Raw genomic sequence first — 25,556 nt, forward strand, 5'->3', positions numbered from 1 at the left:
CCATGCGCAGATCGATCGCCGCCCTGGCCATGGCGCTGGCCGCCCTGGCGGGTACCGCCGGCTGTGGCGGCGGCGAGCCCGCCCGGCAGGCGGCGCGAGCGGACCAGCCCGCCCCGATCGAGGTGACCAACTGCGGGGCCGAGTACCGTTTCGACTCACCGCCGAAGCGGATCGTGGCCTCCAGCACCATCGCCACCGAGGTGGTGCTCGCCCTGGGCGCGCGGGACCGGCTGGTCGGGGCCGTCGCCCCCGGCGAGCTGCTGCCCGAGGCGGCGGCGGCGTTCAAGGGCGTGAACATCATCGCCGAGTCGGCCTTCCCGCCGCCGTCCAAGGAGACGGTCTTCGCCGCCAACCCCGACTTCGTGGTCAGCGGCTACCCCGACGATTTCGGCCCCAAGGCCCTGGGCGACCGCGCGCGGCTGCGCCAGGAGGGCGTCAACTCCTACCTGCTGTCCGGCAACTGCCCGGACCACAAGGCCACCGTCGAAGACAGTTACACCGACATCCGCGAACTCGGCCGCCTCCTGGGCGCGCCCGCCAAGGCCGAGACACTGGTGGCGAAATTGAAGGCCGAGGTGGACGCCGTCAAGCCGGTCGGCGGCGCTCCGACGGTCTTCGACTACGCGAGCGGCATGGAGAAGGCCGCCACCGCGGGCTCCAACGGCCTGCTCGACGACCTGATCCGCCGGGCCGGTGGCAAGAACGTCTTCCCCGAGGTGACCTCCTACTCCCAGATCTCCTGGGAGGAGCTGGTCAAGCGGGACCCGGACGCGATCGTCGTGGAGGACCAGGCGTTCGAGCCCGCGGCGAAGGCCATCGCGTTCCTCACCTCCTACGAGCCGATCAAGAACGTCACCGCGGTCAGGGAGAAGCGGTTCATCGTCATCCCGGTCAACGACACCCAGCCCGGCCTGCGCAGCGGGCGGGCGCTGCGCACCCTCGTGGCCGGGCTCGCCCGGTGAGCCGGGTATCGGAACCGTCCGCGCCTTCCGCACCGCCACGGGAGCGCGCGGCCGCGGCCGCGCGCTCCGGCCGCCTCGGGTTCGCGGGCCTGATCCTGCTGCTCGGCGCGGTGCTGCTGGTCTCGCTCGTGGTCGCCGTGGGCCTCGGCCCGGTGTCGATCCCGGCCGGCGACGTCGCGCGGATGCTCGGCCACCGGCTGGCGCCCTGGCTGGTGAGCGAGGCCCCGGCCGGGCCGCAGTCGGTCATCGTGCTGGACATCCGCTTTCCCCGGGTGCTGCTCGGCGCGGTGGTGGGTGCCGGGCTGGCCGCCGTGGGCGCGGTGCTCCAGGGGGTGCTGCGCAACCCGCTCGCCGACCCGTACATCATCGGCGCCAGCTCGGGGGCCTCGCTGGGCGCGGTGCTGGTGATCCTGGCGGGGGTCTCGCCCTTCGGGCCGCTGTCGCTGCCGCTGTCCGCGTTCGCCGGGGCGATGGCCGCGTTCGCGTTCGTGCTCGGCATCTCCCGGCGCGGCGGGCAGCTCGCGCCCACCCGGCTGATCCTGGCGGGGGTCGCGGTCGCCGCCCTCACCGAGGCGGTGACCAGCTACATCGTGCTCACCACGCCGGACAAGGAGGTACGGACGGCGCTGTTCTGGACGCTCGGCGGCCTGTCCGGCACCCAGTGGCGGGACGTCGGCGTGCCCGCGGTCATCGTCCTTGCCGCGACGGCGTGGTTCGTCACCCGTGCCACCCTGCTCAACGCCCTGGTGCTCGGCGACGAGGGGGCCACCGGCCTGGGGGTCGAGGTGGACCGGCTGCGGCTGCGGCTGATCACGGTGAGCGCGCTGGTGATCGGCACGGTGGTCGCGGTCAGCGGCGGCATCGGGTTCGTCGCGCTGATGGTGCCGCACGCCGTACGGCTGGCGGCCGGGCCCGACAACCGGCACCTGGTCCCGCTCAGCGCGCTCACCGGGGCGCTCCTGCTGGTCTGGGTGGACGTCGGAGCACGCCTGCTCAACCAGCCCGACGAGATCCCCATCGGAGTGATCACCGCTGTGCTCGGCTCTCCCTTCTTCCTCTTCCTACTGATCAGGGCGGACCGTTGAACATCGAGATCCGCGACGTCTCCTGGCTGCACGTGCTCCACGAGATCACGCTCACCGTGCGCTCGGGCGAGGTGGCCGGGCTGGTCGGGCCCAACGGCAGCGGCAAGACCAGCCTGCTGCGCTGCGTCTATCGCAGCACCCGGCCGGACGGCGGGCGGGTCACGGTCGGCGGGATGGACGTCTGGCAGACCCCGGCCCGCGAGGTCGCCCGCATGGTGGCGGTGCTCGCCCAGGACACCCCGGCCGACCTGAACAACTCGGTGGAGCAGATCATCGGCCTGGGCCGCATCCCCTACCTGGGCGCGCTCGGCCGGTTGTCCGCCGCCGAGCGGACGCTGATCGCCGACACCATCGAACGGCTGGAGCTGGGACCGCTGCGCCGCCGGCCGTACGCGACGCTGTCCGGCGGCGAACGCCAGCGGGTGCAACTGGCCCGCGCGCTGGTCCAGGAACCGAAGGTGCTGATCCTGGACGAGCCCACCAACCACCTGGACCTGCGCCACCAGGTGGACGTGCTGCGCCTGGCCCGCTCGATCGGGGTCACCGTCCTGGTCACCCTGCACGACCTGCAACTGGCCGCCGCCGCCTGCGACCGGCTGGCGGTGCTGAGCGAGGGACGGGTCGTGGCCGAGGGCCCCGCCGTGGAAGTGGTCACCCACGACCTGCTGCGCCGGGTCTACCACGTCGAGGCCCACGTCACCCCCGGCCCCGACGACCTGCCAAGGATCTTCCTGCCGGTTTGAAGGCGTCCGGGCCGGGCAGCCGACGGGCCGGATGAGCATGACGATCGACGGGGTGCGGCGGATCGCCGTACTGCGCGCCAACGCGCTGGGCGACCTCGTGCTGGCGCTGCCCGCGCTCGCGGCCGTCAGGGCGGCCTACCCGGGCGCCCGGCTCACCCTGCTCGGCCACGAGTGGCACGCCGGGCTGCTGCGCGGCCGTCCCGGGCCGATCGACGACGTGGTGGCGCTGCCGCCGATCTCCGGCGTGGGCACCACCGACCCCGGGCACCCCGTGCCGCCCGGCCTGCCCGAACGGCTGGCCCGGTACGGCTTCGACCTCGCGCTGCAGATGCACGGCGGCGGACTGTACTCCAACCCGTTCATCCGCGGCATCGGCGCGCGGTTCACCGCCGGGCTGCGCAGCCCCGACGCCGTGCCGCTGGACCGCTGGGTCCGCTACACCCACCACCAGCACGAAACGCTCCGGCTGCTGGAGGTCGCCGCCCTGGTCGGCGGGTCCACATCCGCCGTGGAGCCCACGCTGGCCGTCACCGACCGCGACCGCGCCGAACTCGCCGCCGTGCTCGGCGACCCGCCGCCCGGCCTGGTCGCGGTCCACCCCGGGGCCAACGATCCCCGGCGCAGGTGGCCGCCGGAGCGGTTCGCCGCGGTGGCCGACCGGCTCGGCCGTCCCGTCGTCGTCACCGGGACCGCCCGCGAGCGGGACCTCGCCGACCGGGTCGCCGCCGCCATGCGCGCCCCCGCGACCGTGGCCGCCGGGCGGCTCGGCCTCGGCGCGCTGGCCGCCCTGTACCGGCGCTGTGACCTGCTGATCGCCAACGACACCGGCCCGCGCCACCTGGCCGCCGCCGTCGGCACCCCCACCGTCGGGATCTACTGGTGCGGCAACATCGTCAACGCCGGGCCCCTGACCCGGACCGCGCACCGGGTGCTGATCTCCTGGCTGACCCGATGCCCGGTCTGCGGGGCGGACGGCATGGACCCGCGGGCCGGGCTGTGCCCGCACGAGACGTCCTGGGTGGCCGGAGTGACCGTGGACGCCGTCGCCGAGCAGGCCGCCGACCTGCTGGACCGGCAGGGTGCCCGCCTTGACCAGAACAAGGGGCGGCCCCCCGACTTCACCGCCGCCTCGCGGGTAACGGAGCGGCATGACCGATGAAACCGTTGACGCGGTCGTGGTCGGGGACGTGATGCTCGACTCCTGGCTGGACGGCCAGGTCAGCCGCCTCGCGCAGGAGGCGCCGGTGCCCGTGGTCAGCGTCGAGGCGGTGGCCGAGGCGCCGGGCGGGGCCGGGAACACCGCGGCCAACCTGGCGGCGCTGGGCGCGCGGGTGCATCTGGTCGCGGTGGTCGGCGACGACGACCGCGCGGGCACGCTGGCCGGGGCGCTGCGCGCGCACGGCGTACGGGCCACCCTGCTGCCCGTGCCGGGCCGCAGGACCACCCACAAGCGGCGGCTGCTCGGCCGCGGCCGGCTCGTCGCCCGCTACGACGAGCAGGACCGCGACCCGATCCCGCCGGTCGTGGAGGACGCGCTGGCGGGTCTGCTCCCGGCCCTGGTACGCCGGGCGGACGTGGTCATCGCCTGCGACTACGCGGCGGGGGTGTGCACCGAGGGCGTACGCCGGGCGCTCACCGGCCTGCCCCGGCTCGTCGTGGACGCGCACCGGGTCGCGCCCTGGCGGGGCTGCCGGCCGTACGCGGTGCTGCCCAGCTACGCCGAGGTGCTGGAACTGCTCGGCGAGGACGGCACCGACGGCGACCGGATCGGCTTCCTGACCTCCCGCTCCCGGCGGCTGCTCGCGGCGACCGCCGCCGAACTGGTGGTGACCACGCTCGACGGCGAGGGCACGCTGCTGCACCGGGCCGGGCGCGAGCCGTACCGGACCCTGGCCGAGCCGGTGCCCGAGCACATGGCCACCGGCGCGGGCGACACGTACACGGCGGCCTTCGCGCTGTGGCTGGCGGAGGGGGCCACGCCGGAGGAGGCCGCGCGGGCGGGGCAGGCCGCGGCCTCCGTCGTGGTACGCCGCCCCGGCACGGCCACCTGCGCCCGCGCGGAACTGCTGCGGGCCCTGCACTCCGGCGACCCCGCCGAAGAGGTGGCCCGGCGGGTCGCCGAACACCGCCGCGCGGGCGAGCGCGTGGTGTTCACCAACGGCTGCTTCGACGTGCTGCACCGCGGCCACGTCGGCTACCTGGAACAGGCCCGCAGGCTCGGCGACGTGCTCGTGGTCGCGGTCAACGACGACGAGAGCGTGGCCCGGCTGAAGGGGCCGGGCCGCCCGGTCAACCCCTGCCGCGACCGGATGGCGGTGCTCGCCGCGCTGGACCACGTGGACTATGTGGTGCCGTTCCGGGAGAACACCCCCGAGCGGCTGCTCCGCCTGATCCGCCCCGACCTCTACGTCAAGGGCGGCGACTACACCGAGGAGATGGTGCCGGAGGCACCGCTGGTGCGGGCGCTGGGCGGCGAGGTGCGCATCCTGGACTACCTGCCGGACCGGTCCACCACGGCGCTCATCGCCCGGATGCGCGAGATCCCCGGGATCTGAAAACCCTCTGTGCTCGTACGCGATCACACGTCATGATCGGATCACCCCCCGACCGATTGGACGTCACGTGCGAAGAATCGTCCTGGCGCTGGCCGTCGTACTGGCCATGCTCGTCCCGCTGCGCCCCTTACCCGCCGCGGCCTCGCCACTGGCCTGGTCGCCCTGTCCCGAGGACGCCTCGGCCGAGTGCGCCACCCTCACCCTGCCCGTCGCCTGGAACGCCACGCGCGGCCCGACGTTCGACCTGGCGGTGGCCAGGCGGCGGGCCACCGACCCGGCCAGGCGGATCGGCGCCCTGGTGATCAACCCCGGCGGGCCCGGCGGCTCGGGCGTGGACGCCGTGCTGCGCAACAGCCTGGGCTTCACCCCGCTGCTGCGCTCCCGGTTCGACCTCGTCGGCTTCGACCCGCGCGGCGTCGGCCGCAGTCACCCGCTGCTCTGCTCGCGCGACCTCGCGGCGCGCGCCCCCGACCCGCTGATGCGCACCCAGGCCGACTTCGAGGCCCGGCTGGCCCACAATGCCCGGTACGCCCGCGACTGCCGGGCCCGTACCGGCCCGCTGTACGACCATGTGGACACCGGCAGCGTCGTTCGCGACCTCGACGCCCTGCGCGCGGCGCTCGGCGAGGAACGCCTGACGTACTACGGCGTCTCCTACGGCACGCTGATCGGCCAGCTCTACGCCGAGCGCTACCCCGGCCGGGTGCGCGCGCTGGCCCTGGACAGCAACATGGACCACGACCTGGACACCACCGCGATGTTCGACACCGACACCTGGACCACCCAGGACTCCTTCGACGAGTTCGCCGCCTGGTGCGCGGCGGCGAAGGAGTGCGCGCTGCACGGGCGCGACGTGCGGGCGCTGTTCGCGGACCTGCGGGCCAGGGCCGAGCGCGGCGAGCTGCACGTCCCCGGCGCTCCGGAAGAGCGGCTGACCCTGCTGCCGCTGCTGCTGCGGACCTTCTCCGACTTCTACGGACCCGACTGGACCCATTTGGCGGAGTTCCTGCGGGCGCTGGACGAGGGCGACGACGGCGACAAGAGCGACAAGGCTCCGGCGGCGGAGGAGGAGTTCAACGACGCGACGCAGGTGATCTGCCAGGACTACGCGCTGCCCGTCCGCGACCAGCGCGACTTCGAGCGGCACCTGCGCCGGATGGCGCGCATCGCCCCGGACATGCGGATGACCCCCATCTCGGTCTCCCTGATCGTGGCCTGCCTCGGGCAGCCGATGCCGGTCCCCAACCCGCAGCACCGGCTGCGCGTGTCCGGCACTCCCCCGCTGCTGCTGGTCAACGCGCTGCACGACCCGGCGACCGGCTACCCGTGGGCGCTCAGCACCGCCCGCCAGATCGGCCGGGAGGCCCGGCTGCTCACCTACGACGGCTGGGGTCACGTCGTCTACGGGCGCGGCGAGTGCGCCACCGGGGCGGTGGACCGCTACCTGATCTCGCTCGCCCTGCCCCGCTGGGGGGCGCACTGCCCCGCAGAAAATAATCGGATCCCACCCCACTCACGGGAATTGAGCCGACCCGACTCAAGCTATATGAGACACCGGCCGATCACCTCGGGCGCGGCCGGGTCCCCGGAGGTCGAGGCGGGCGGTTCGCGGCCCGCCTGACCCCCCACACGGGGATCGGTCCCCCGCCTCCCGGGGACCGATCCCCGCGGGCTATGCCAGAGCCGGGAGCGTTCCCGACTCGTAGACCGGGCGGCCCCCGGCCAGCGTGAGCGCGGGCGTGAGGCCCGCGAGATCCTCGTCGGCCACCGACATGACGTCCTCGTCGATGACCACGAGGTCGGCCAGCAGGCCGGGGGCCAGCGTGCCCTTGCGGTGCTCGGCGTGCTCCAGGTAGGCGCCGGCGGCCGTCCACAGCCGGATCGCCTGCTCGCGGGTGAGCCGCAGGTCGCCGGGCACCTCGGCGTACGGCCGGGGGCCCGCCCCCACGAACGTCGCGATGCCGCGCCGCCAGTCGGGGAAGGTCACCGGCGCGTCGGAGCTGTCGGCCACCAGTACGCCCGCGGCCAGCAGCGCCCCGGCGGGGAAGGCCCGCGACCAGCGGTCCGCGCCGATGGACCGGGTCATCGAGGCCCCGCTGTGCGTCTTCATCAGCGAGCTGGTGATGACGCCGATGTCGTGTTCGGCCAGCCTGGCGTACAGCTTCTCGTCCAGCAGCGTGCCGTGGATGAGCGCGTGCCTGGCCATCGGCCACGGGTCGGCGGCCTGCGCGCGGATCATGCCGTCGGCCGCCGCGTCCGCCGCCCGGTCGCCGCAGACGTGCACCTGGGCCTGGAGCCGGTGCCGGTGGACCAGCTCGATCTGCCGCATCAGCTCGTCGTACCTGGCCTCGTCGTCGGCCCCGGGGGTGACCAGGTGCCCGTGCCCGCCCGCCGGGTACGCCTCGTACACCCAGGCCGTGCACTGCGTCGGCACGCCGTCGGCGAACAGCTTGCAGCCGCCCACCCGCAGCCACTCGTCGCCCAGCCCGGTGGCGGCCCCCATGTGCGCGAGCGCGGTCGCGAGCCGGTCGGCGGAGCTGGACGGCGAGGGCCAGTCCCAGTGCAGCAGGGCGTTGACCCGCACGGTCATCCGGTCCGCGACGCGCAGGGCCGTGTAGTCGCGCAGCAGTTCGGGCCAGACGATGGGGTCGGTGACGCTGGTGATGCCGAGGGAGTTGAGCGTGCGCATGGCCGCGGCGATGGCGTCCCGCCGCTCGTCGGCGGTGTGCTCCGGCACATGCGCGGTGACCAGGCCCTTGGCCGACTCCAGGAGCAGCCCGGTCGGCTCGCCCGCCGCGTCGCGGACGATCTGGCCGCCCTCCGGGTCCGGGGTGTCGCGGGTGATCCCGGCCAGCCGCAGCGCGGTGGTGTTGACCAGCACCGAGTGCCGTGAGGCATGGTGCAGGATGGCGGGCCGGTCGCCGGTGACCGGGTCGATCAGATCGCGGTGCGGGCCGGGCGCCCCGTCGAACTCGGGGATGTTCGCCTCCCGCCAGCCCTCCCCCACCAGCCAGGCGCTGCCCGCCGGTCCGGGCGGCCCTGCGGCCAGCGCGTCACGCAGCTCGGCCAGCGTCCGGAAGCCGCCCATCTCCACCGAGTACGGCGGCCCGGACAGGCCGAACATGGCCAGGTGCAGGTGGGCGTCGTTGATGCCGGGCAGTACGGTACGCCCGCCCAGATCGACGACCCGCGCGCCCGGACCGGCCAGCGCGCGGCATTCGTCGTCCCCGCCGACCGCGAGGATCCGGTCCCCGGCCAGGGCGATGGCGGGCGCGGTGGTGAAGTCGTCATCGACGGTCAGCACCGTGCCGCCGTGCAGCACGAGATCTGCTTGCGCGGCCATGCTCACCAGCCCGCTTCCAGCACGCGGTCCAGCGCGGCGGCGAACTCGTCGGCCATCGCCGGGGTGAAGGACAGCGGCGGCTTGAGTTTGAGGATGTTCCAGTGCGGGCCGGTGGGGTACACCAGCACCCCCTCGTCCTTGAGCCGTTCGCAGATGATCAGGGTCTCCTCGGACGCGGGCTCCTTGGTCTCGCGGTCGCGGACGAACTCCACGCCGCTGTAGAAGCCCTGCCCGCGCACGTCGCCGATCAGCTCGTGCTTGGCCGCCAGGCCGCCGAGCCGCTCCAGCAGGTACCCGCCGGTGATCAGCGCGTTGCGCTGAAGATCCTCCTCCTCCATGATGTCGAGCAGCTCCAGCCCCACCGCGCAGGCCACCGGGTTGCCGCCGTAGGTCGAGAAGAACCGTCCGGTCGGGTCGAAGGCCCGGGAGATCTCGCGGGTGGTGACCAGCGCGGCCACCGGGAACCCGTTGCCCATCGACTTGCCCATGGTCACCATGTCCGGCACCACCTCGGGACCCTGCGTCTGGAAGCCCCAGAACGCCTCGCCCAGCCGGCCGAACCCCACCTGTACCTCGTCGGCGATGGTCACGATGCCACGCTCGGCCGCGGCGGCGAAGATGGGCGCCAGGTAGCCGGGCGGGAGCACGACCTGGCCGCCGCCCGCGAGCAGCGCCTCGAACAGGTACGCGGCGGGCGCGCGGCCCTCGGCGGCCAGCTTGTCGAAGGTCTCGATGACGTGCGCGGCGTACTTCGCCCCGGCCTGCGGGTCGTCGTAGCCGTACGCGCCCCGGTAGCGGTCGGGCACCGGCGTCGGGTGCGTCGTGTCGGGCTTGCCGTAGTGCCGGTAGCGCGACGGGCTCACGTCGGCGACCACCGTGGTGTAGCCGTGGTAGGCGTCGTCGATGATCACCACGTCGTCCCGCTTGGTGAGGTAGCGGGAGATCCGCAGCGCGAGGTCGTTGGCCTCGCTGCCGGAGTTGACGAAGTAGACGACGTCCAGCCCGTCGGGAAGGGTGGCGGTCAGCCGTTCGGCGTACTCGCTGAGCAGGTCGTAGACGAACCTGCTGTTGGTGTTGAGCCGGCCGAGCTGGCGGGAGGCCGCGGCCACCAGCCGGGGGTGGCAGTGACCGACGAGCGTCACGTTGTTCAGCGCGTCCAGGTAGCCCCGGCCGTGCTCGTCGTAGAACCGGCAGTCCCTGGCGCGGACCATGTTGATCGGCTGCTGGAAGTACGTGGGGTGGGTCTCCGGCAGGTGGGCCTTGCGTCCGCGCAGCGCGGTGTCGATGACCGGGGTCCAGGCCGTGACCGCGCGCCCGGCCACGCAACCGGCCAGCAGCGGCGTGGGGTCGGGCAGCAGCGCGCGCCACGCCCCGGCCTCGGCGGGGCCGGTCCGGTGCGGGGCGGGGGCGGTGAGCGGGACGGCGGCGACCCGCAGCCGCAGCCGCGCGGGCAGGCCGTCGTCATCGGCACCAGGGGCGATCTCGCCGATCCGGCCACCGGCCGGGACGTCCTCGCCGTCGGCGAGGGCGGGGGCCAGCCCGCCGTACAGGGTCCAGAAGCGCACGCCGGGGGCGGGCTCGTGGCACAGCGCGGGCTCGCCCGCGACGTGCTCGAACCGCCCGGCCAGCGGGGCGGACACGGGGGTGCCGGGCGGGGCGAACAGTTCCACGCCGAGCGCTTCGCCGGGGTCCGCGGGCTCCAGGAAGCGCGGCTCGCCGTACCGGCCGACCGGTACGCCGTGCGGCACGGCCTCGATGGCGGCGCGGGCGGCGGCGCGCAGTTCGGCGGGCTCACGCGGGTCGGCGCCGTCGTAGGCGTCGCCGGTCACGCTGAGATCGACCGCCGTCAGCGCCCCGTCCAGCAGTTTGGCGGGCGGCGCGGCGTGTCCGGCCAGCCAGGCCGTCACCGCGCCGGCGGCCGGGTGCGCGGCCATGCCGCACGCCTGGCGCAGGGTGGCCACGCCCAGTTCGGGGGAGGTCGCGGCCAGCGTGCGGACCAGGTCCGCGGCGGCGGCCGAACGATGCCGCGGGTCGCCGTGCCGCTCTTCGGCGTTCAGCCGGGCGGCGGTCCCGGCGACCGTGGCCGCGCGCAGCGCGATCAGCGGGAACAGGGCGTCGGCCTCGGCCTCGGTGAGCGGGCAGGCGGTGTGGTAGGAGGCGGTGAGCGCGCGGGCGACGCCGAGCGGGTCGGGCTGCCCGCGCATCACGCTCGCGGCGAGCACGGCCAGGTCGGCGATCCGCGCGGTGGGCAGCGCGTCGCCGAAGTCGATCAGGCCGGACACCCGGGTCCGCTGCCCGGTGCGGGTGACCAGCACGTTGAAGGCGTTCAGGTCGTGGTGGACGACCGCGACCGGCAGCTCGGCGAACCGCTCGGCCAGCACCGGCCCGTACGCCTCGCGCACCCGTTCCAGCGCCGCGCGCAGCTCCCCGTCCGTCACGTACGGCAGCGCGCCCGCGAGGGCGGCCCCCATGTGGCCGAACTCCCAGTAGTGCGGCGCGGGCGGGTCGGGGTGCTCGAAGGTGGCGGTGGCGGCGGTCAGCCGGCCGGTGACCGCGCCGACGTCGGCCATCAGCTCGGCCGAACGGCGGCCCGCCTCGGCCAGCGGCCGGCCGGAAACCCAGGTCAGCACCCGGGCGACCAGTTCGCGCCCGCCGTCCTCGACGATGGCGACCGTCTCGCCGTCCACGCCGGGCACGACCCTCGGCACGGCCAGCGACGGGTCACGGTCGGCGAGGTGGCGCAGCAGCGCCGACTGGAACTCGACGGCGGGCAGGTCGGCGCGGCCGGTCAGCTTGAAGACGAACTCCGCGCCGTCCTCGTCGCGCACGTACAGGTTGCGGTCGGTCTCCCCGGCGAGCGGCCGCAGCGCGGCGGCGGCGCGCACGCCGAAGCGGTCGCGCAGGATCTCGCGGATGCGCGGCTCCGGCAGGTCCGGCACGCCCGCGGTGATCCGCTCGAAGCGCTCGTCGATGTGGTCGGTCTTGGCGGCCACGCGGTGGCTCCCCTCCCCGGGCTGGTTCACGGCAGTACTGGTGTGGCGGACCGGGCTTCCGGCACTGACACGGCGGCCCCGGCGGGATCGGCCACGACGGCCTGGTGCGCCGGGTCCCACGCAACGGTCACGTCGTCGCCGGGCGCGGCCGGCAGCGGCGGCCCGACCAGGCGCATCGCCATGCCGGTGGTGCCGTCGGCGAAGCGCAGGCCCACCTGGTGGTGGGTGCCGACGTACACGACGTCGGTCACCGTGGCCGCGACGCGGTTGTGGCCCGCGGGGACCTCGGTCTCCTCCGCGCACAGTTCAAGGCGCTCGGGACGTACGATGACCACGCCGCTGCCGGTGTCGGGGGCCTCGGGGACCCGCACCGTGAACCGTTCGCAGCGCAGCACCCCGGCCGGGCGGTCCACGGTCCCCCGGAAGCAGGTGGACTCGCCGAGAAACTGGGCGACGAACAGCGTCTCGGGGCGTTCGTACAGGTCGGCGGGGGTGCCGACCTGCTCGATCCGGCCCTCGTTGAAGACCGCGATCCGGTCGGACAGGGTCAGCGCCTCGTGCTGGTCGTGCGTGACGAAGATGAACGTCATGCCGAGTTCGCGGTGCATGCGGGCGATCTCGCGCTGCAACTGGTCGCGCAGCCGCCGGTCCAGCGCGCCGAGCGGTTCGTCCATCAGCAGCGCGCGCGGCTGGTAGACCACCGCGCGGGCCAGGGCCACCCGCTGCTGCTGGCCGCCGGAGAGCTGGGTGGGCAGCCGGTCGGCGTACGGCTCCAGGTGGACCAGCTTCAGCGCCTCGGCGACCTTGGCCTCGATCGTGGCCTTGGGCATCCGGCGCTGCTGGAGCGGGAAGGCCACGTTCTTGGCCACGCTCATGTGGGGGAACAGCGCGTACTGCTGGAAGACCACGCCGAGGTTGCGCCGGTGCGGCTTGAGCCGGGAGACGTCCCGGCCGTCGATCTCGATGGACCCGGCCGACACGCCGACGAAGCCGGCCAGCATCGACAGCATGGTGGTCTTGCCCGAGCCGGAGGGCCCGAGCAGGGTCATGAACTCGCCGGGGGCGATGTCGAGCGAGACGTCGTCCACGGCGGGCCGCGCGGTCCCGGGGTAGACCTTGGACACCCGCGAGATCCGGATGCCGTGGCTGCCGTCGCTTGGAGTTGGGCTCATGATGTGCTCCGCTTGCGGCGTACGAGCAGCGGAACCAGCAGGACGATGGTGGTGGCCGCCACCATCAGGCTGGACGCCGCGGCGATCGTGGGGTCGATTTCCAGGGTGATCGAGTTGTACATCTGCACCGGAAGGGTCTGGATGTCCGGCGTCTGCAGGAACAGCGCGATGACCACCTCGTCCAGCGAGGTGACGAAGGCGAACACGAAGCCGGACAGCACGCCGGGCGCCAGCAGCGGCACCGTGACGCGGAAGAACGTGGTCAGGGCGGTCGCGCCGAGCGTGGCGGCGGCCACGTCCATCGTCCGGTCGTACCCGGCCAGGCTGGTGGACACCACGGTCACCACGAACGGCAGCGCCAGCACGGTGTGCGCGGCCACGAAGCCGGTCGCGGTGCCGTTGAGCTGCCAGCGCAGGAACACGCCGTAGATGGCCACCGCCACCACGATTCCCGGCATGATCATCGGTGCCATCATCAGCGACCTGATCGCGTTGCGGCCCCTGAACCGGCCCCGGTCCAGGCCGAAGGCCACGCCGACGCCGAGCACGGTGGCCGTCACCGCCACCAGGAACGCGATCTGCACCGAGGTGAGCAGCGAGAACATCCACCGCTCGGAGTTGAAGAACTCCTCGTACCACCGCACCGACCAGTTCTTCGGGGGGAACTCGAAGGTGTCCGCGCCGGAGAAGCTCATCGGCACCACGACCACGGTCGGGGCCGCCAGCAGCAGCCCGACCAGGGCGACCGCCGCCTTCAGGCCCCAGCCCAGGGCGTGGTCACGGCCGACCGCCGGCTTGACCGTGTCACTCATTGCCCACCGTCCCACTGAGCGCGGTGAACGGCCGGGTGAACCGGGACACCACGAAGAGCACCAGCAACGTGATCAGCAGCAGCACCGCGCCGAGCGCGCCCGCCCCGCCGAAGTCCAGCAGCGCGCTGACCTTCTGCCCGATCACCTGGGGCACCAGTGACTGCTGTGGCGAACCCAGCAGCGCGGGGGTGATGTAGAAGCCCAGCGTCATGATGAAGACCAGCGAGAAGCCGGACAGCATCCCCGGCACCGAGAGCGGCAGGTAGACCTTGGCGAACGCGCGGCTGCGCGGGGCGCCCAGGCTGGTGGCCGCGTCCAGCAGCCGGGGATCGATCTGCTTCATGGCGCTGTACAGCGGCAGCACCATGAACGGCAGCATCACCTGCACCATGGCCACCGTCACCCCGGCGACCGTGCCGAGCAGGACGACGCCGTCCACGGCGATCAGGCCGAGCATCCGGTCGATCAGCCCGCCCCGCCGTTCCAGCATGTACCAGGCGAAGTTCCTGGCCATCAGCGACGTCCAGAACGGCAGCAGCACCAGCACGGTCATCACCCCGCGCGCCCGCGGCCCGACCTTGGTCATCGCGTAGGCGTAGGGGTAGGCGACGATGAGCGTGGAGCCGGCCACGATGAGCGCGGTGACGAGCGTCCGCACGATCACCGTCACCGAGATGCCGTCGTGCAGCAGGGCGACGTAATTGCCGAGGCCCGGGACCGGGTCGGTGAAGCTCTGCCAGACGATCGTGGCGATCGGGTAGACGAAGAACACCAGCAGCAGCGCGGACGCGGGCAGGATCAGCCAGCCGGCCGCCCGCCGCCGGGGCCGCGCGCCGCTAGGGGCGGGGCCGACCCCGGGCCGGGACTTGATCGTGGCGGTGGTCATCGGAGGATCCTCAGCCGGCCAGCCACGCGGTGTAGCGCTCAGTGGCCTTGTCGAAGTTCTTGCCCCACCAGTCGTCGCTCATCCGCACCACGCTGCCCTTGCGCTCCTCGGTGAAGGCGTTGAGCTGCTGCTGGATATCGTCGAACTTCGGTTTGATCTTGTCGTTCACCGGTTGCACGGACGCCAGCTCCGAGAAGTGCCCGGACGGGCCGTCCTTGGCCGCGAAGGCGATCAGCTTCATCGCCGCGTCCTTGTTCGGCGCGCCCTTGGGGATCACCAGGTCGTCCCAGTTGACGATGGTCTTGTCCCACACGGTCTTGAACGGCGCGCCCGCCTTGAGCGCCTGGTAGGCGCGGGCGGTCAGCACCAGCCCCATGTCCACCTGCCGGTCCACCAGCATCTGCTGCATCTGGCCGTAGGTCTTGGCGAACGTGGTGACCGGCTTGATCGGCTCCATTTTCTTCAGTGCCCGCTCGATGTCCAGCGGGTACAGCTTGTCGGGGGCCACGCCGTCGGCGAGCAGCGCGGCCTCCAGGATGCCGACGGCCACCTCCGGGGGCACGATCCGGCGGCCCGGGTACTTCTTCACGTCGAAGAAGTCGGCCAGGGCGGTCGGCGGATCGGAGGCGTACTTCTTGGTGTCGTACATGAACATGAGGTTGTAGAAGAAGGCGGGAACCCCGCACTCTCCTACCGTGTCCGGCGGGAACATCGACTTGTCCACCACGGAGAAGTCAAGTTTCTCCAGGTAGGTGCCACAGTATTGGGCAGCGGCGGCGGCGCTGGTGTCCACGAGGTCCCAGGTGACCTTGCCCGCGTCCACCATGCTGCGCAGCTTGGCCTCGTCCACCGGACCGTCGTTGCGGACCTTGATCCCGGTCTCCTTGGTGAACGGGTCCTGCCACGCGGTCTTCTGGTAACCCTGGAACGGGTTGCCCGTGGACACGAACGTGAGCGCCTTCTCGCCCTCGCCGCCGGGCGAGCCGCCGATACTGCATCCCGCGGCCAGGGCCACGGCGAGACCCACGCCGACCAAGGCCTTGGCCTTGGTGCCTATGTTCCGACGCACGACTTTCCTCCGGTGTTGCTGGAACTGCTTGTCGAATGCGGCTCGGCGCTGCCCCCGGCGGCTCCCGGCCGGATCTAGCCCGCTGCCCTGACCTGGCGGATCAGAACCTGGGCGAGTTTGTCCACCTGCTCCTCGCTGATCACCAGCGGAGGAGACAGGACGATGTTGGCTCCCGAGGCGCGGACGATGACACCTTCCATCCGCGCCCCGCTCTGTACCGCGGCGGCGTCGCCGGACGCGAACTCCACTCCGAGCATCAGCCCGACGCCGCGCACCTCAAGGACGTGATCCAGCTCCTCCAGCGGCTTCAGCGCGGTGAGCAGCCGGTCTCCCAGCTTCTTGGCGCGATCCAGGAGGCCCTCGCGTTCGAGGATGTCGATGTTGGCCAGCGAGACGGCCGCTCCCACCGGATGCCCGTTGTAGGTGAATCCGTGCAGGAAGGTGGCGCCGTCGGCCAGGTCGAGCACCCTGCGTCCGATGAGGACCGCCCCCATTGGAATGTATCCGCTGGACAGCCCCTTGGCGACGACGATCATGTCCGGTTCGACGCCGAAGTGTTCGGCGGCGAACCAGTGCCCGGTCCGGCCGAACGCCGTGACGATCTCGTCGAGGATGAGCAGGATGCCGTGCCTGCGCAGTACCTCCTGCACCCGCGGCCAGTAGCCCTCGGGCGGCGGCACCATGCCGCCGACGCCGAGCACCGGCTCGCCGATGAACGCGGCGATCCGCTCGGGGCCGATCTGCGCGATCCGCTCCTCCAGCTCGGCGACCAGCAGGTCGGTGGCCTCGGGCCCGTGGACCACGCCGTGCGGCTTGCCCAGGAACTCGATGCCGGGCATCAGCGGCCCGTAGCCCTCCCGCAGCCGGTCGATCCCGGTCGCGGCCAGCGAACCGCTGCCCATGCCGTGATAGCCGCCCGCGCGGGCCAGGATGATGGTGCGCTCCGGCTCGCCGTTGTTGCGGTGGGCCAGCCGGGCCAGCTTGATGGCGGTCTCGTTGCCCTCCGAGCCGCCGTTGGTGAAGAAGACCCTCTCGATGCCGGCCGGGGCCAGGCTCAGCAGCCGGTCGGCCAGCCGGATCGACGGCTCGTTGGAGTAGTCGCCGAAGGAGGAGTAGAACTCCAGGCGGCCGATCTGGGCGGCGGCGGCCTCGGCCAGCTCGGTCCGGCCGTGCCCGACCGGGCACTGCCACAGGCCGCAGGTGCCGTCGATGTACTCGCGGCCTTCGATGTCCCACACCAGCGCGCCTTGGCCGCGGTCCAGGATCATCGGCTCGGCGGGAGCGCCGATCACGGTGTGCGGGTGGATGATGCTGAAGGTGTCCAGCTCCGCGAGGGTCGGCACGTCCTCCTCCTTCGCCGACTGATCGATCTCGTTCACAGCTTCACCGACACGGACTTGGTCTCCAGGTAGGCGTCGATGCCCTCGCTGCCGCCCTCGCGCTCCTGCCCGCTGTTCCTGATGCCGCCGAAGGGCAGCTCCGGACGCACCGGGAAGGGGTCGTTGACGCCGATCAGGCCGAAGCTCAGCCGGTCGGCGATGCGCATGACGCGGTCCAGCCGGTTGGAGTAGACGTAGGCGGCCAGGCCGTAGTCGGTGGCGTTGGCGCGGTCGACCACCTCGTCCTCGTCGTCGAAGGCGTAGATGGGCAGTACCGGGCCGAACGTCTCCTCGCTGCTGATCAGCATGCTGTCGTCCACGCCGGTCAGCACGGTCGGCTCGTAGAACGCGCCGGTCAGCTTGGCGTCGCCCGGCTCCCAGCGGCGTCCGCCGGTGAGCGCCGTCGCGCCGCGCTTGACCGCGTCGGCGACGTGCCGCTCGACCTTGTCCAGGCCGGCGAAGTCGATGAGCGGGCCGATCGTGGTGCCGGTGGTGGTGCCGTGGCCCACGCGCAGCTCGGCCACCCGTTCCAGGACGAGGGGCAGGAACTCCTCGAGCACGTTCCGCTGCACGAACAGCCGGTTGATCGAGATGCAGCTCTGTCCCGCGTTGGCGAACTTGGTGGCGACGACTCCGGCGGCGGCCGAGGCCAGGTCGGCGTCGTCGAACACGATGGCGGGCGAGTGCCCGCCCAGTTCCAGCGAGGTGCGGCGCAGGTGCTTCTCGGTCGATCGGATCAGGCTTAGCCCGACCTCGGTCGATCCGGTGAAGCTCACCTTGCGCAGCCGGGGGTTGGCGAGCAGCGCCCCGGCCACCTCGGCGGGACGGCTCGTGGTGATCGACTGGAGCGCGCCCGGGGGCAGGCCCGCGTCGGCGATGATGCGGATCAGCTCGGTGGCGATCAGCGGGGTCTGCTCGGCCGGCTTGGCGATCACTGTGCAGCCCGCGGCGAGCGCCAGGGAGAGCTTGCGGACCAGCATGCTGGCCGGGAAGTTCCATGGGCTGATCGCCAGCGCGGGGCCCACCGGCTCGCGCATCACCAGTCCGGGGCCCGCGGCGTTCGACGGGGTCACCCTGCCGTACGCCCTGCGGCCCTCCTCAGCGGCCCACTCCAGCATCCGGGCGCTGCCCAGAACCTCGCCGCGGGATTCGCCGATCGGCTTGCCGTTCTCCGCCGTGAGTACGGCGGCGAGCCGGTCGGCCTCGGCCCTGATCCGGTCGGCGGCCCTGCGCAGCGTGGCCGCGCGCTCCTCGCTGGGCACGTCGCGCCAGATCCGGAACGCCGCGTCGGCCGCGGAGAGCGCCGCGAGCGCGTCGTCGGGGCCTCCGTCGGCCACTTTCGCGATGACTTCCAGCGTCGCGGGGTCCACCACGTCGAAGGCGGAGGCACCGGAGCGCCATTCGCCGTCGATCAGCAGGGTGGCCGAAGTGTCGGCTGGGTCAACGGCCATGGCGCCGCCTCCTTGCTCGGGATTCGCCGGTGTCCGTCGGTGCATGCAGCAGTGTTGGCACCCCCTGTTGTTTTTGTCAACACCCAATCGGCGGCCTGGCGGCGTCGTCCGGCTTACAGTGGAGGGCATGAACGCCCACCCCACGCGCTCATCCACGACCGCGGCCGAGGCCGCCGAAGAGCGCCCGATGCTGCCGATAAGAGAGCTGCTCTCCTACCGGCTGCACCGCGTGGCCAATGCCCTCTCACGCAGCGCCGCCCTGCGCTACCGGCGGGAATTCGACGTGACGCTGCACGAGTGGCGCACCATCGCGCTGCTCGGCGCCGACGAGCCGCTGACCGTCAACCGGCTGGCCCGGCTGGCCGGTCTGGACAAGGCCCAGATGAGCCGGGTGACCGGCAAGCTCACCGAGCGGGGCCTGATCGAGCGGGAGCCGGGGCCGGGCCGTACGACGCAGCTCTCCCTGACCCGAAGCGGGCGGGTGCTCTACCGCGGCCTGATCCGGGCGGCGAACGAGCGCAACGACGCCTTCCTCGTCTGCCTGACCCCCCTTGAGCAGGAAGTTCTCGACTCGGCACTGGCCAAATTGGCCACGTTGGCAAAGGTTCTCGAACGCTCCGAACACTGATCGCCGCCCACCGGCCGCCTCCTCCGCCACGGGTCTCGGTGTTGACGATGACAACACCAAGCTATATATCTGCTGCTACGACCCATGCGGTGCCAACCCCGAGGAGGCGGACGTGCATGGCGACCGCGTCACGATCTGTGAGTGCTTCGCCCGAGACGGACTCCAGCACGAGGAGGCGTTCGTCCCCACCGACGTCAAGATCGAGCTGATCGACGCGTTCCGCGAGGCCGGCTTCACCAGGATCGAGGCGACCAGTTACAGCCATCCAGAACGGGTTCCCGCCTTCCGCGACGCGAGCGCGGTACTCGCCGGGCTGACCCGCGCGGACGGCGTGGCCTACAAGGCGACCTGTCCCAACCCCCGCGCCGTGCAGCGCGCCCTGGCCGACCTGGACGCCGGGCACGGCGCGACCGAGCTGAGCCTGCTGGTCTCGGCCACCGAGTCGCACACCGAACGCAACCTCGGCACCACCCGGGAGCGGCAGTGGGACAAGGTCGCCGAGATGGCACGGCTGGCCATCGGCCGGTTCCGGCTGGTCGGCGTGATCTCCGTGGCCTTCGGCTGCCCCTTCGAGGGCGCGGTGGATCCCGCGGTCGTCGCCGAGGACGTCGCCCGGTTCGCCGAACTGGGCGTCGATCTGGTGACACTCGGCGACACGACCGGCCTGGCCACGCCCAAGACGGTGTCGGCGGCCTTCCGGCGCGCCATCGCGGCGCATCCGGGGCTGCCGATACTGGCCCACTTCCACAACACCCGGGGCACCGGGATCGCCAACTGCGTCGCCGCGCTGGAGGCGGGCTGCCGCGACTTCGACACCGCGATCGGCGGCGTCGGCGGGCATCCGGCCCAGATCCAGTACGGCGGCGGCATTACCGGAAACGTCTGCACCGAGGACCTGGTGAACCTGCTGGAGTCGGAGGGGGTGTCCACCGGGCTCGACCTCGACCTGCTGATGGCCGCCTCGCGCCGGTGTGAACAGGCGCTCGGCCGGACATTGCACAGCATGGTGGCCCGCGCCGGTTACGGCCTGACCCACGGAGAGGTACGCCAGGATGCCTAACGACGACGCCGAAGTGCTGATCAGTGAGCGGCACGGCGCCGTACAGGTGCTGCGAATGAACCGGCCGGCCAAGCTGAACGCGCTGAACACCGCGCTCACGCAGGCCCTGCACGACGAACTGCGGCGGGCCGACGAGGACGACGACGTGCGCGCGGTGGTGCTCGCCGGGGAGGGCCGGTCGTTCTGCGCCGGAGCCGACACCGCCGAGTTCGCCGGGCTCACCCCCGCCGACAACCAGGCGGTGATCCGGCGCGCGGAGCTGACCACGAAGACCCAGGCCATGCTGCAACGGATGCGCAAGCCCATCGTGTCGGTCGTGCAGGGCCACGCCCTGGGCGGCGGCGCGGGCCTGGCCATCGGCTGCGACATGCTGGTCGCCGCCGAGAACGCGTCCTTCGGCTATCCGGAGTTGCGGCACTCGCTGGTGCCCGCGATCGTGATGACCGGGCTGCAACGCCAGCTCGGCCGCAAGCTCGCCTTCGAGCTGATCAGCACCGGACGCCGGCTCACCGCCGCCGAACTCGCCGAGAACGGCCTGGCCAACCGGGTGACGCCGGTGGATCGGGCGTTCGGCACGGCCATGGAGATCGCCACCCGCTGGGCCGAGGTGAACCCGCTCGCCATGTCGGCCACCAAGGACCTCTTCTACCGGGTCGCCGACCTGCCGTTCGACCAGGCGATGCGGACCGGCGGCGACATCAACGCGATCATGCGCGGATTCGCGGGGGCGGGCGGATGAGCCCGCTCGCCGGGATCACCGTGCTGGACTTCTCGCGGGTGCTGGCCGGGCCGATGGCCACGCAGATCCTCGCCGAGCTGGGCGCCGAGGTGATCAAGATCGAGCGGGCCGGCGGCGGGGACGAGTCGCGGCGCTTCGAGCCGCGGCTGCCCGGCGGCGAGAGCGCGTACTTCTTCGCCTTCAACCGCGGCAAGCGCTCGGTGACGCTCAACCTGAAGAGCCCGCGCGGCCAGGAGATCGCCCGCGGGCTGGCCAAGAACGCCGACATCGTGGTGGAGAACTTCCTGCCCGGCGTGATGGACCGGCTCGGGCTCGGGTACGGCGACCTCTCGGCCGCCAACCCCGGCCTGGTGTACATCTCCAACACCGGCTTCGGCCAGGACGGCCCGTACGCCCACCGCAAGGGGTACGACACCATCTTCCAGGCGCTGTCCGGGATCATGGCGCTCACCGGGCACCCCGGCACCCCGCCCGCCAAGGCCGGGGTCCCCATCTCGGACATGACCTCCGCGCTGTGGATCGCGGTCGCCGCGCTGACCGGCCTGGTCGGCCGGGGCCGCACCGGCCGGGGCGCGCATGTGGACCTCGCTATGATGGACGTGCAGGTCAGCCTGCTCGCACTGGCCGCCGCCCGGCTGTTCGCGCTGGACGAGGACCCGGTGCGTACCGGCACCGAGCATCCGGGGCGGGTGCCGTCGGCCGCGTTCGAGTGCGCGGACGGCAGGTGGCTGCACATCAGCGGCAGCGACCAGCACTGGAAGCCGCTGTGCGACGTGCTCGGCCTGCCCGAGCTCGCCGCCGATCCCGGCCTGGCCGCCAACGCGGGCCGGGTGGCCCAGCGGGCCAGGGTGATGGAGGCGCTCTCGGGCGCCATCGCCGGTCGCGGTCGCGATGAGCTGGCCGACGCGCTGCGCGCCGCCGACGTACCGGTCGGTGAGGTCAACTCGGTACGCGAGGTGCTGTCGGACCCGCACATCGGCGCACGCGAGATGGTCGGCCACATCGAGCATCCCGTGGAGGGCACGTTCCCGGCGCTGCGCACCCCGATACGCATCGACGGCCTGGACCGGCCGCCGCTCGCCGCCCCGCCGCTGCTGGGCGCGGACACCGACGCGGTGCTCAGCGAGACGCTCGGACTGGATCCGGCGGAGATAGCCCGGCTGCGCGAGGAAGGAACGATCTAGTGGCCGACATCGTGGACGGACCGGTGCTCGTGCGCCACGACGGGAGCGTGGCGCATGTCGTGCTGAACCGCCCGGCCGCGCGCAACGCGCTGAACCTGGCGATGTGCCACCGGCTCCGCGAGGTGTTCGAGGACCTGGACTCCGACCCGGACGTGCGCGTGGTGCTGCTGAGCGCGAACGGCCCGGCCTTCTGCGCCGGGGCCGACCTCAAGGAGCGCCACGGCCACGACGCCGCGTGGGTGCGCCGCAGGCGGCTGGCCTCCTTCGCCGCCTACGAGACCATCGAGCGGTGCGCCAAGCCGGTGGTCGCCCTGGTCCGGGGGCCGGTCGTGGGCTCGGGCGGGGAGATCGCGATGAGCTGCGACTTCATCATCGCCGGGGACGACACCACGTTCCGGTTCCCTGAGCCGCACCGCGGCACGGTGGGGGCCACGCAGCGGTTGCAGCGGGTGATCGGCCGCAGCCGGGCCAAGGAGCTGCTGTTCACCGCGCGTGTCATGGACGTGCGCGAGGCCGCGGCGACCGGCCTGGTGGCGCGGGTCGTACCGGCCGATGACCTGCTCGCCGAGGGCGCGCGGACGGCCGAGACGATCGCGAGCGCGCCCCCGCTGTCGATCCGGCTGACCAAGCAGGCGGTGGACCTGGGCTCGGAGACCGACCTCGGCAACGGCATCCGGATCGAGATGGCCGCCATCGAGCGCTGCCTGGCCGACGGCGGTACGTCCCTGGACCGCCGCCCGCCCGATGTCCGCACCGGTCAGGGCCTCCCGGCGAAGTCGTCGAACGACCAACTATATTCCGGACAAAGGGGACCTTCTACGCCTTCCCTGGACGGCGCCCGAGGAGGAGACCAGTGACCATGACGCAGTCCGCCGCCGGGCCGGTGACCGGCGTGCTCTCCCCCGCCGACCTCGCCGCGGCCTGCCCGCTGACCGCCGACGCCGCGCTGCACCGGGCCGCGGTGACCGGCGGCGAGGTGGAGGCCGTCGTGACGCCGCGGGAGCGGATCACCTACGGCGAACTGGCCGAAGAGGTGGCCGCCATCCGGGCCGCGCTCGCCGCCACCGGGATCGGCCGGGGCGACCACGTCGCCGTCTGCCTCGGCAACGGGCCGCGCTGGGTGGCCCTGTTCATCGCGATCGGCTCGCTGGGCGCGGTCACCGTCCCGGTCAACACCCGGCTGCGCGCCGACGAGATGGCGTACGTGCTGCGGCAGTCGCGGGCCCGCACGCTGTTCGTCGCCGACCGGTTCCTCAAGATCGACTTCATCGGGATGCTGCGCGAGATCTGTCCCGGCGTGGACTCCGCGCTGCCCGATCCCGCGCTGCCCGGCCTGAGCTCGGTCGTCGTGATCGGCGACGACGTACCGGCCGCGGCGACCCGCTGGGCCGACTTCCTGGCCGGTGCGACCGGGCCGGTGCCGCCCGCCTCCGAGCCGGACGACGTACTGCTCATCCAGTACACCTCGGGCACCACGTCCTATCCCAAGGGCGTCCTGCTCACCCACCGCAACATGTGCGCGGACGCGTACTTCTCCGGCGGGCGGCTCGGCCTGCGGGCCGGGGACCGCTTCCACAGCGCCCGGCCGTTCTTCCACGCGGCGGGCAGCACGCTGTCGGTGCTGGCCAGCGTCCAGCACGTGACCACGCTGGTCACCATGGACCGGTTCGAGCCCGGCGAGGCGCTGCGGATCATGGAGGCGGAGCGCTGCACGCACTTCGCCGGCAACGACACCATCGCGCTGATGCTGCTCAACCACCCCGACCGGCCGCGCCGCAGGCTGGTGCTGCGCGGGGCCTGGGCCGCCGCCTCGCCCACCGTGGTACGCCGGATCGTGGCCGAGCTCGGGGCGACGGAGTGCGTCGTCGGCTACGGCCTGTCCGAGGCGTCGCCCAACGTCGCGCAGTCGGCCTGGTGGGAGCCCGAAGAGGTGCGGGTCTCCGGCCGGATGCTGCCGGAGCCGGGCGTCGAGGTACGGATCAGGGACCTGGAGAGCGGCGAGGACTGCCCGCCCGGCCGCCCCGGCGAGATTCTGGTGCGCGGCTGGAACGTGATGCGGGGCTACTACGAGATGCCCGAGGAGACCCGGGCGGCGCTGTCCGCGGACGGCTGGCTGTCCACCGGCGACCTCGGCACGCTCGGCCCGGACGGCCGGCTGGAGTTCGTCGGCCGGGCCAAGGACCTGATCAGGGTGGGCGGCGAGAACGTGGCCCCGGCCGAGGTCGAGGACGTGCTGCACCACCACCCGCAGATCCGGCTGGCGGCGGTCGTCGGCGTGCCGGACCCGCGGCTGATGGAGGTGCCGTTCGCGTTCGTGGTGCTGAAGGAGGACTGCCGGGCCGAGCCCGAGGAGATCCTGGACTGGCTGCGCGAACGGCTGGCCGGGTTCAAGGTCCCCCGGCACCTGCGGGTGATCTCCGGCTTCGAGCAGATCGGCATGACCGCCAGCTCCAAGGTGCAGAAGCGGCATCTCGCCGCGTACGCGGAGCGGCTGCTCGCCGGTGAGGACCGGTGAGCCCGTCCGGCGGGCCGCGGATCGAGACCCCCGTCACCCGGCTGCTCGGCATCGACCTGCCCATCGTGCAGGCGGGCATGTCGTGGGCCTCCTCGTGCGCCGAACTCCCGATCGCGGTGTCCAACGCGGGCGGCCTCGGCGTGATCGCCGCCGGGCCGATGCGCCTGCCGGACCTGACCCGCGCGATCGAGCAGATCCGGGAGGGCACCGACCGGCCGTTCGCGGTGAACCTCCCGCTGTACCGGCGGGGCGCCGAGGAGGTCATGGACCTCCTCGCCGGGATGGACATCCCGGTGCTGATCGCCTCCCAGGGCGGGCCGCGCCGGTACCTGAGCAGGTTCAAGGACCGCGGCACGCTGTGCCTGCACGTCGTCGCGGGCGAGGAGCACGCGCGCAAGGCACTGGACGCGGGGGTGGACGGACTCGTCGTCGTCGGCGGCGAGGCCGGTGGCCACCCCCCGGCCGCCCTGGTGTCCACGCTCGTCATGGTCAGGGCCGTGGCCAAGTTCGCGCCCGGCACCCCCCTCATCGCCTCCGGCGGCCTCGCCGACGGCGCGGGCCTCGCCGCCGCCCTGGCCCTCGGGGCGGGCGCCGCGCAGTTCGGCACCCGCTTCCTGGCCAGCGCGGAGTCCTGCCTGCACCCGGCCTACAAGACCGCGGTGGTGGCCGCGGGCGTCGGCGACACCCTCACCGTGGGCCGCGACCTCGGCGTGATCCGGGTCCTCGCCAACGACTTCGCCGCCCGCATGGCCGAACTCGAACACGGCGGTGCCGACATGGACAAACGCCGCGCCCACTTCACCTCCACCACCCTCCGCGCCGCCGCCCTGGAGGGCGACGTGGCCGCAGGCAAGGTAGAGGCGGGCCAGTCAGCGGGCCTGATCGACTCCATCCTCCCCGCCGCCGAGATCGTCCACCGCCTGGTCACCGAGTACGCCGCCACCGTGGCCGGACTGCCCCCCGTGCAACACCCGTGATTC

21 protein-coding genes are annotated in these 25,556 nt (G+C 72.8%); 13 read left to right on the forward strand and 8 right to left on the reverse strand.

Annotated features, from left to right (window positions below; genetic code table 11):
- Positions 1-2 precede the first annotated feature (2 nt).
- From DP939_RS20395 to DP939_RS20420, 6 genes are all read left to right on the forward strand, one after another.
- Positions 3-962 carry an ABC transporter substrate-binding protein gene (locus DP939_RS20395; protein WP_113982326.1) on the forward strand — a complete coding sequence of 320 codons (960 nt, stop codon included), beginning with the start codon at positions 3-5 and terminating at the stop codon, positions 960-962.
- On the forward strand, positions 959-2,047 hold the full coding sequence (locus DP939_RS20400; RefSeq protein ID WP_199565287.1) for a FecCD family ABC transporter permease: 1,089 nt from the start codon (positions 959-961) through the stop codon (positions 2,045-2,047). The genes DP939_RS20395 and DP939_RS20400 overlap by 4 nt, the downstream gene beginning before the upstream one ends.
- The gene (locus DP939_RS20405; RefSeq protein WP_113982327.1) at positions 2,044-2,790 is read left to right on the forward strand and encodes an ABC transporter ATP-binding protein; all 747 of its coding nucleotides are present in this window, start codon (positions 2,044-2,046) and stop codon (positions 2,788-2,790) included. Before DP939_RS20400 ends, DP939_RS20405 begins: the two co-directional genes overlap by 4 nt.
- Positions 2,791-2,821: 31 nt before the next feature.
- Positions 2,822-3,949, forward strand: a complete 1,128-nt coding sequence (locus DP939_RS20410; RefSeq protein ID WP_113982328.1) for a glycosyltransferase family 9 protein — start codon at positions 2,822-2,824, stop codon at positions 3,947-3,949.
- Entirely contained in the window at positions 3,939-5,345 is a 1,407-nt protein-coding gene (rfaE2, locus tag DP939_RS20415) for a D-glycero-beta-D-manno-heptose 1-phosphate adenylyltransferase (protein ID WP_113982329.1), read from the forward strand. Before DP939_RS20410 ends, rfaE2 begins: the two co-directional genes overlap by 11 nt.
- Positions 5,346-5,412: 67 nt before the next feature.
- Positions 5,413-6,966, forward strand: a complete 1,554-nt coding sequence (locus DP939_RS20420) for an alpha/beta hydrolase (RefSeq protein WP_199565288.1) — start codon at positions 5,413-5,415, stop codon at positions 6,964-6,966.
- Positions 6,967-7,017: 51 nt separating this feature from the next.
- On the opposite strand, the gene DP939_RS20425 is transcribed toward DP939_RS20420, so the two are convergent.
- From DP939_RS20425 to DP939_RS20460, 8 genes are all read right to left on the reverse strand, one after another.
- A complete protein-coding gene (locus tag DP939_RS20425; protein ID WP_199565289.1) occupies positions 7,018-8,688 on the reverse strand; it encodes an amidohydrolase in 1,671 nt (556 codons plus the stop codon).
- 2 nt (positions 8,689-8,690) lie between these two features.
- Positions 8,691-11,681, reverse strand: a complete 2,991-nt coding sequence (locus tag DP939_RS20430; protein WP_158578628.1) for an aminotransferase class III-fold pyridoxal phosphate-dependent enzyme — start codon at positions 11,679-11,681, stop codon at positions 8,691-8,693.
- Between the two features lie 26 nt (positions 11,682-11,707).
- The gene (locus DP939_RS20435; protein WP_113982331.1) at positions 11,708-12,853 is read right to left on the reverse strand and encodes an ABC transporter ATP-binding protein; all 1,146 of its coding nucleotides are present in this window, start codon (positions 12,851-12,853) and stop codon (positions 11,708-11,710) included.
- Positions 12,850-13,665 (reverse strand): ABC transporter permease, encoded by an 816-nt coding sequence (locus DP939_RS20440; RefSeq protein ID WP_113982332.1) that lies wholly within the window; start codon positions 13,663-13,665, stop codon positions 12,850-12,852. Before DP939_RS20440 ends, DP939_RS20435 begins: the two co-directional genes overlap by 4 nt.
- Positions 13,658-14,551 carry an ABC transporter permease gene (locus DP939_RS20445; protein WP_113982333.1) on the reverse strand — a complete coding sequence of 298 codons (894 nt, stop codon included), beginning with the start codon at positions 14,549-14,551 and terminating at the stop codon, positions 13,658-13,660. Before DP939_RS20445 ends, DP939_RS20440 begins: the two co-directional genes overlap by 8 nt.
- 10 nt (positions 14,552-14,561) lie before the next feature.
- Positions 14,562-15,620, reverse strand: a complete 1,059-nt coding sequence (locus DP939_RS20450; protein WP_199565290.1) for an ABC transporter substrate-binding protein — start codon at positions 15,618-15,620, stop codon at positions 14,562-14,564.
- A 74-nt stretch (positions 15,621-15,694) separates the two neighbouring features.
- Complete coding sequence (locus DP939_RS20455; RefSeq protein WP_225878391.1) at positions 15,695-16,999, reverse strand: aminotransferase family protein; 1,305 nt, start codon at positions 16,997-16,999, stop codon at positions 15,695-15,697.
- On the reverse strand, positions 16,996-18,450 hold the full coding sequence (locus DP939_RS20460) for an NAD-dependent succinate-semialdehyde dehydrogenase (protein ID WP_113982335.1): 1,455 nt from the start codon (positions 18,448-18,450) through the stop codon (positions 16,996-16,998). The genes DP939_RS20455 and DP939_RS20460 overlap by 4 nt, the downstream gene beginning before the upstream one ends.
- A 127-nt stretch (positions 18,451-18,577) precedes the next feature.
- Here DP939_RS20460 and DP939_RS20465 point away from each other — a divergent pair, with 127 nt between their 5' ends.
- From DP939_RS20465 to DP939_RS20495, 7 genes are all read left to right on the forward strand, one after another.
- The gene (locus DP939_RS20465) at positions 18,578-19,078 is read left to right on the forward strand and encodes a MarR family winged helix-turn-helix transcriptional regulator (protein ID WP_199565291.1); all 501 of its coding nucleotides are present in this window, start codon (positions 18,578-18,580) and stop codon (positions 19,076-19,078) included.
- A gap of 112 nt (positions 19,079-19,190) precedes the next feature.
- Positions 19,191-20,138, forward strand: coding sequence for a hydroxymethylglutaryl-CoA lyase (locus DP939_RS20470; protein ID WP_113982336.1), 948 nt, complete (start codon positions 19,191-19,193; stop codon positions 20,136-20,138).
- Positions 20,131-20,877: an enoyl-CoA hydratase/isomerase family protein gene (locus tag DP939_RS20475; protein ID WP_113982337.1), complete on the forward strand. Its 747-nt coding sequence runs from the start codon at positions 20,131-20,133 to the stop codon at positions 20,875-20,877. The genes DP939_RS20470 and DP939_RS20475 overlap by 8 nt, the downstream gene beginning before the upstream one ends.
- On the forward strand, positions 20,874-22,061 hold the full coding sequence (locus DP939_RS20480; RefSeq protein ID WP_113982338.1) for a CaiB/BaiF CoA transferase family protein: 1,188 nt from the start codon (positions 20,874-20,876) through the stop codon (positions 22,059-22,061). Before DP939_RS20475 ends, DP939_RS20480 begins: the two co-directional genes overlap by 4 nt.
- Positions 22,061-22,918, forward strand: coding sequence for an enoyl-CoA hydratase/isomerase family protein (locus tag DP939_RS20485; protein ID WP_225878392.1), 858 nt, complete (start codon positions 22,061-22,063; stop codon positions 22,916-22,918). The genes DP939_RS20480 and DP939_RS20485 overlap by 1 nt, the downstream gene beginning before the upstream one ends.
- A 2-nt stretch (positions 22,919-22,920) precedes the next feature.
- Positions 22,921-24,576: an AMP-binding protein gene (locus DP939_RS20490; RefSeq protein WP_113982339.1), complete on the forward strand. Its 1,656-nt coding sequence runs from the start codon at positions 22,921-22,923 to the stop codon at positions 24,574-24,576.
- Entirely contained in the window at positions 24,573-25,553 is a 981-nt protein-coding gene (locus DP939_RS20495) for an NAD(P)H-dependent flavin oxidoreductase (RefSeq protein ID WP_199565292.1), read from the forward strand. The genes DP939_RS20490 and DP939_RS20495 overlap by 4 nt, the downstream gene beginning before the upstream one ends.
- Positions 25,554-25,556: the final 3 nt, after the last annotated feature.

This window comes from Spongiactinospora rosea (genome assembly GCF_003315795.1).
GTDB classification, from domain to species: Bacteria; Actinomycetota; Actinomycetes; order Streptosporangiales; family Streptosporangiaceae; genus Spongiactinospora; species Spongiactinospora rosea.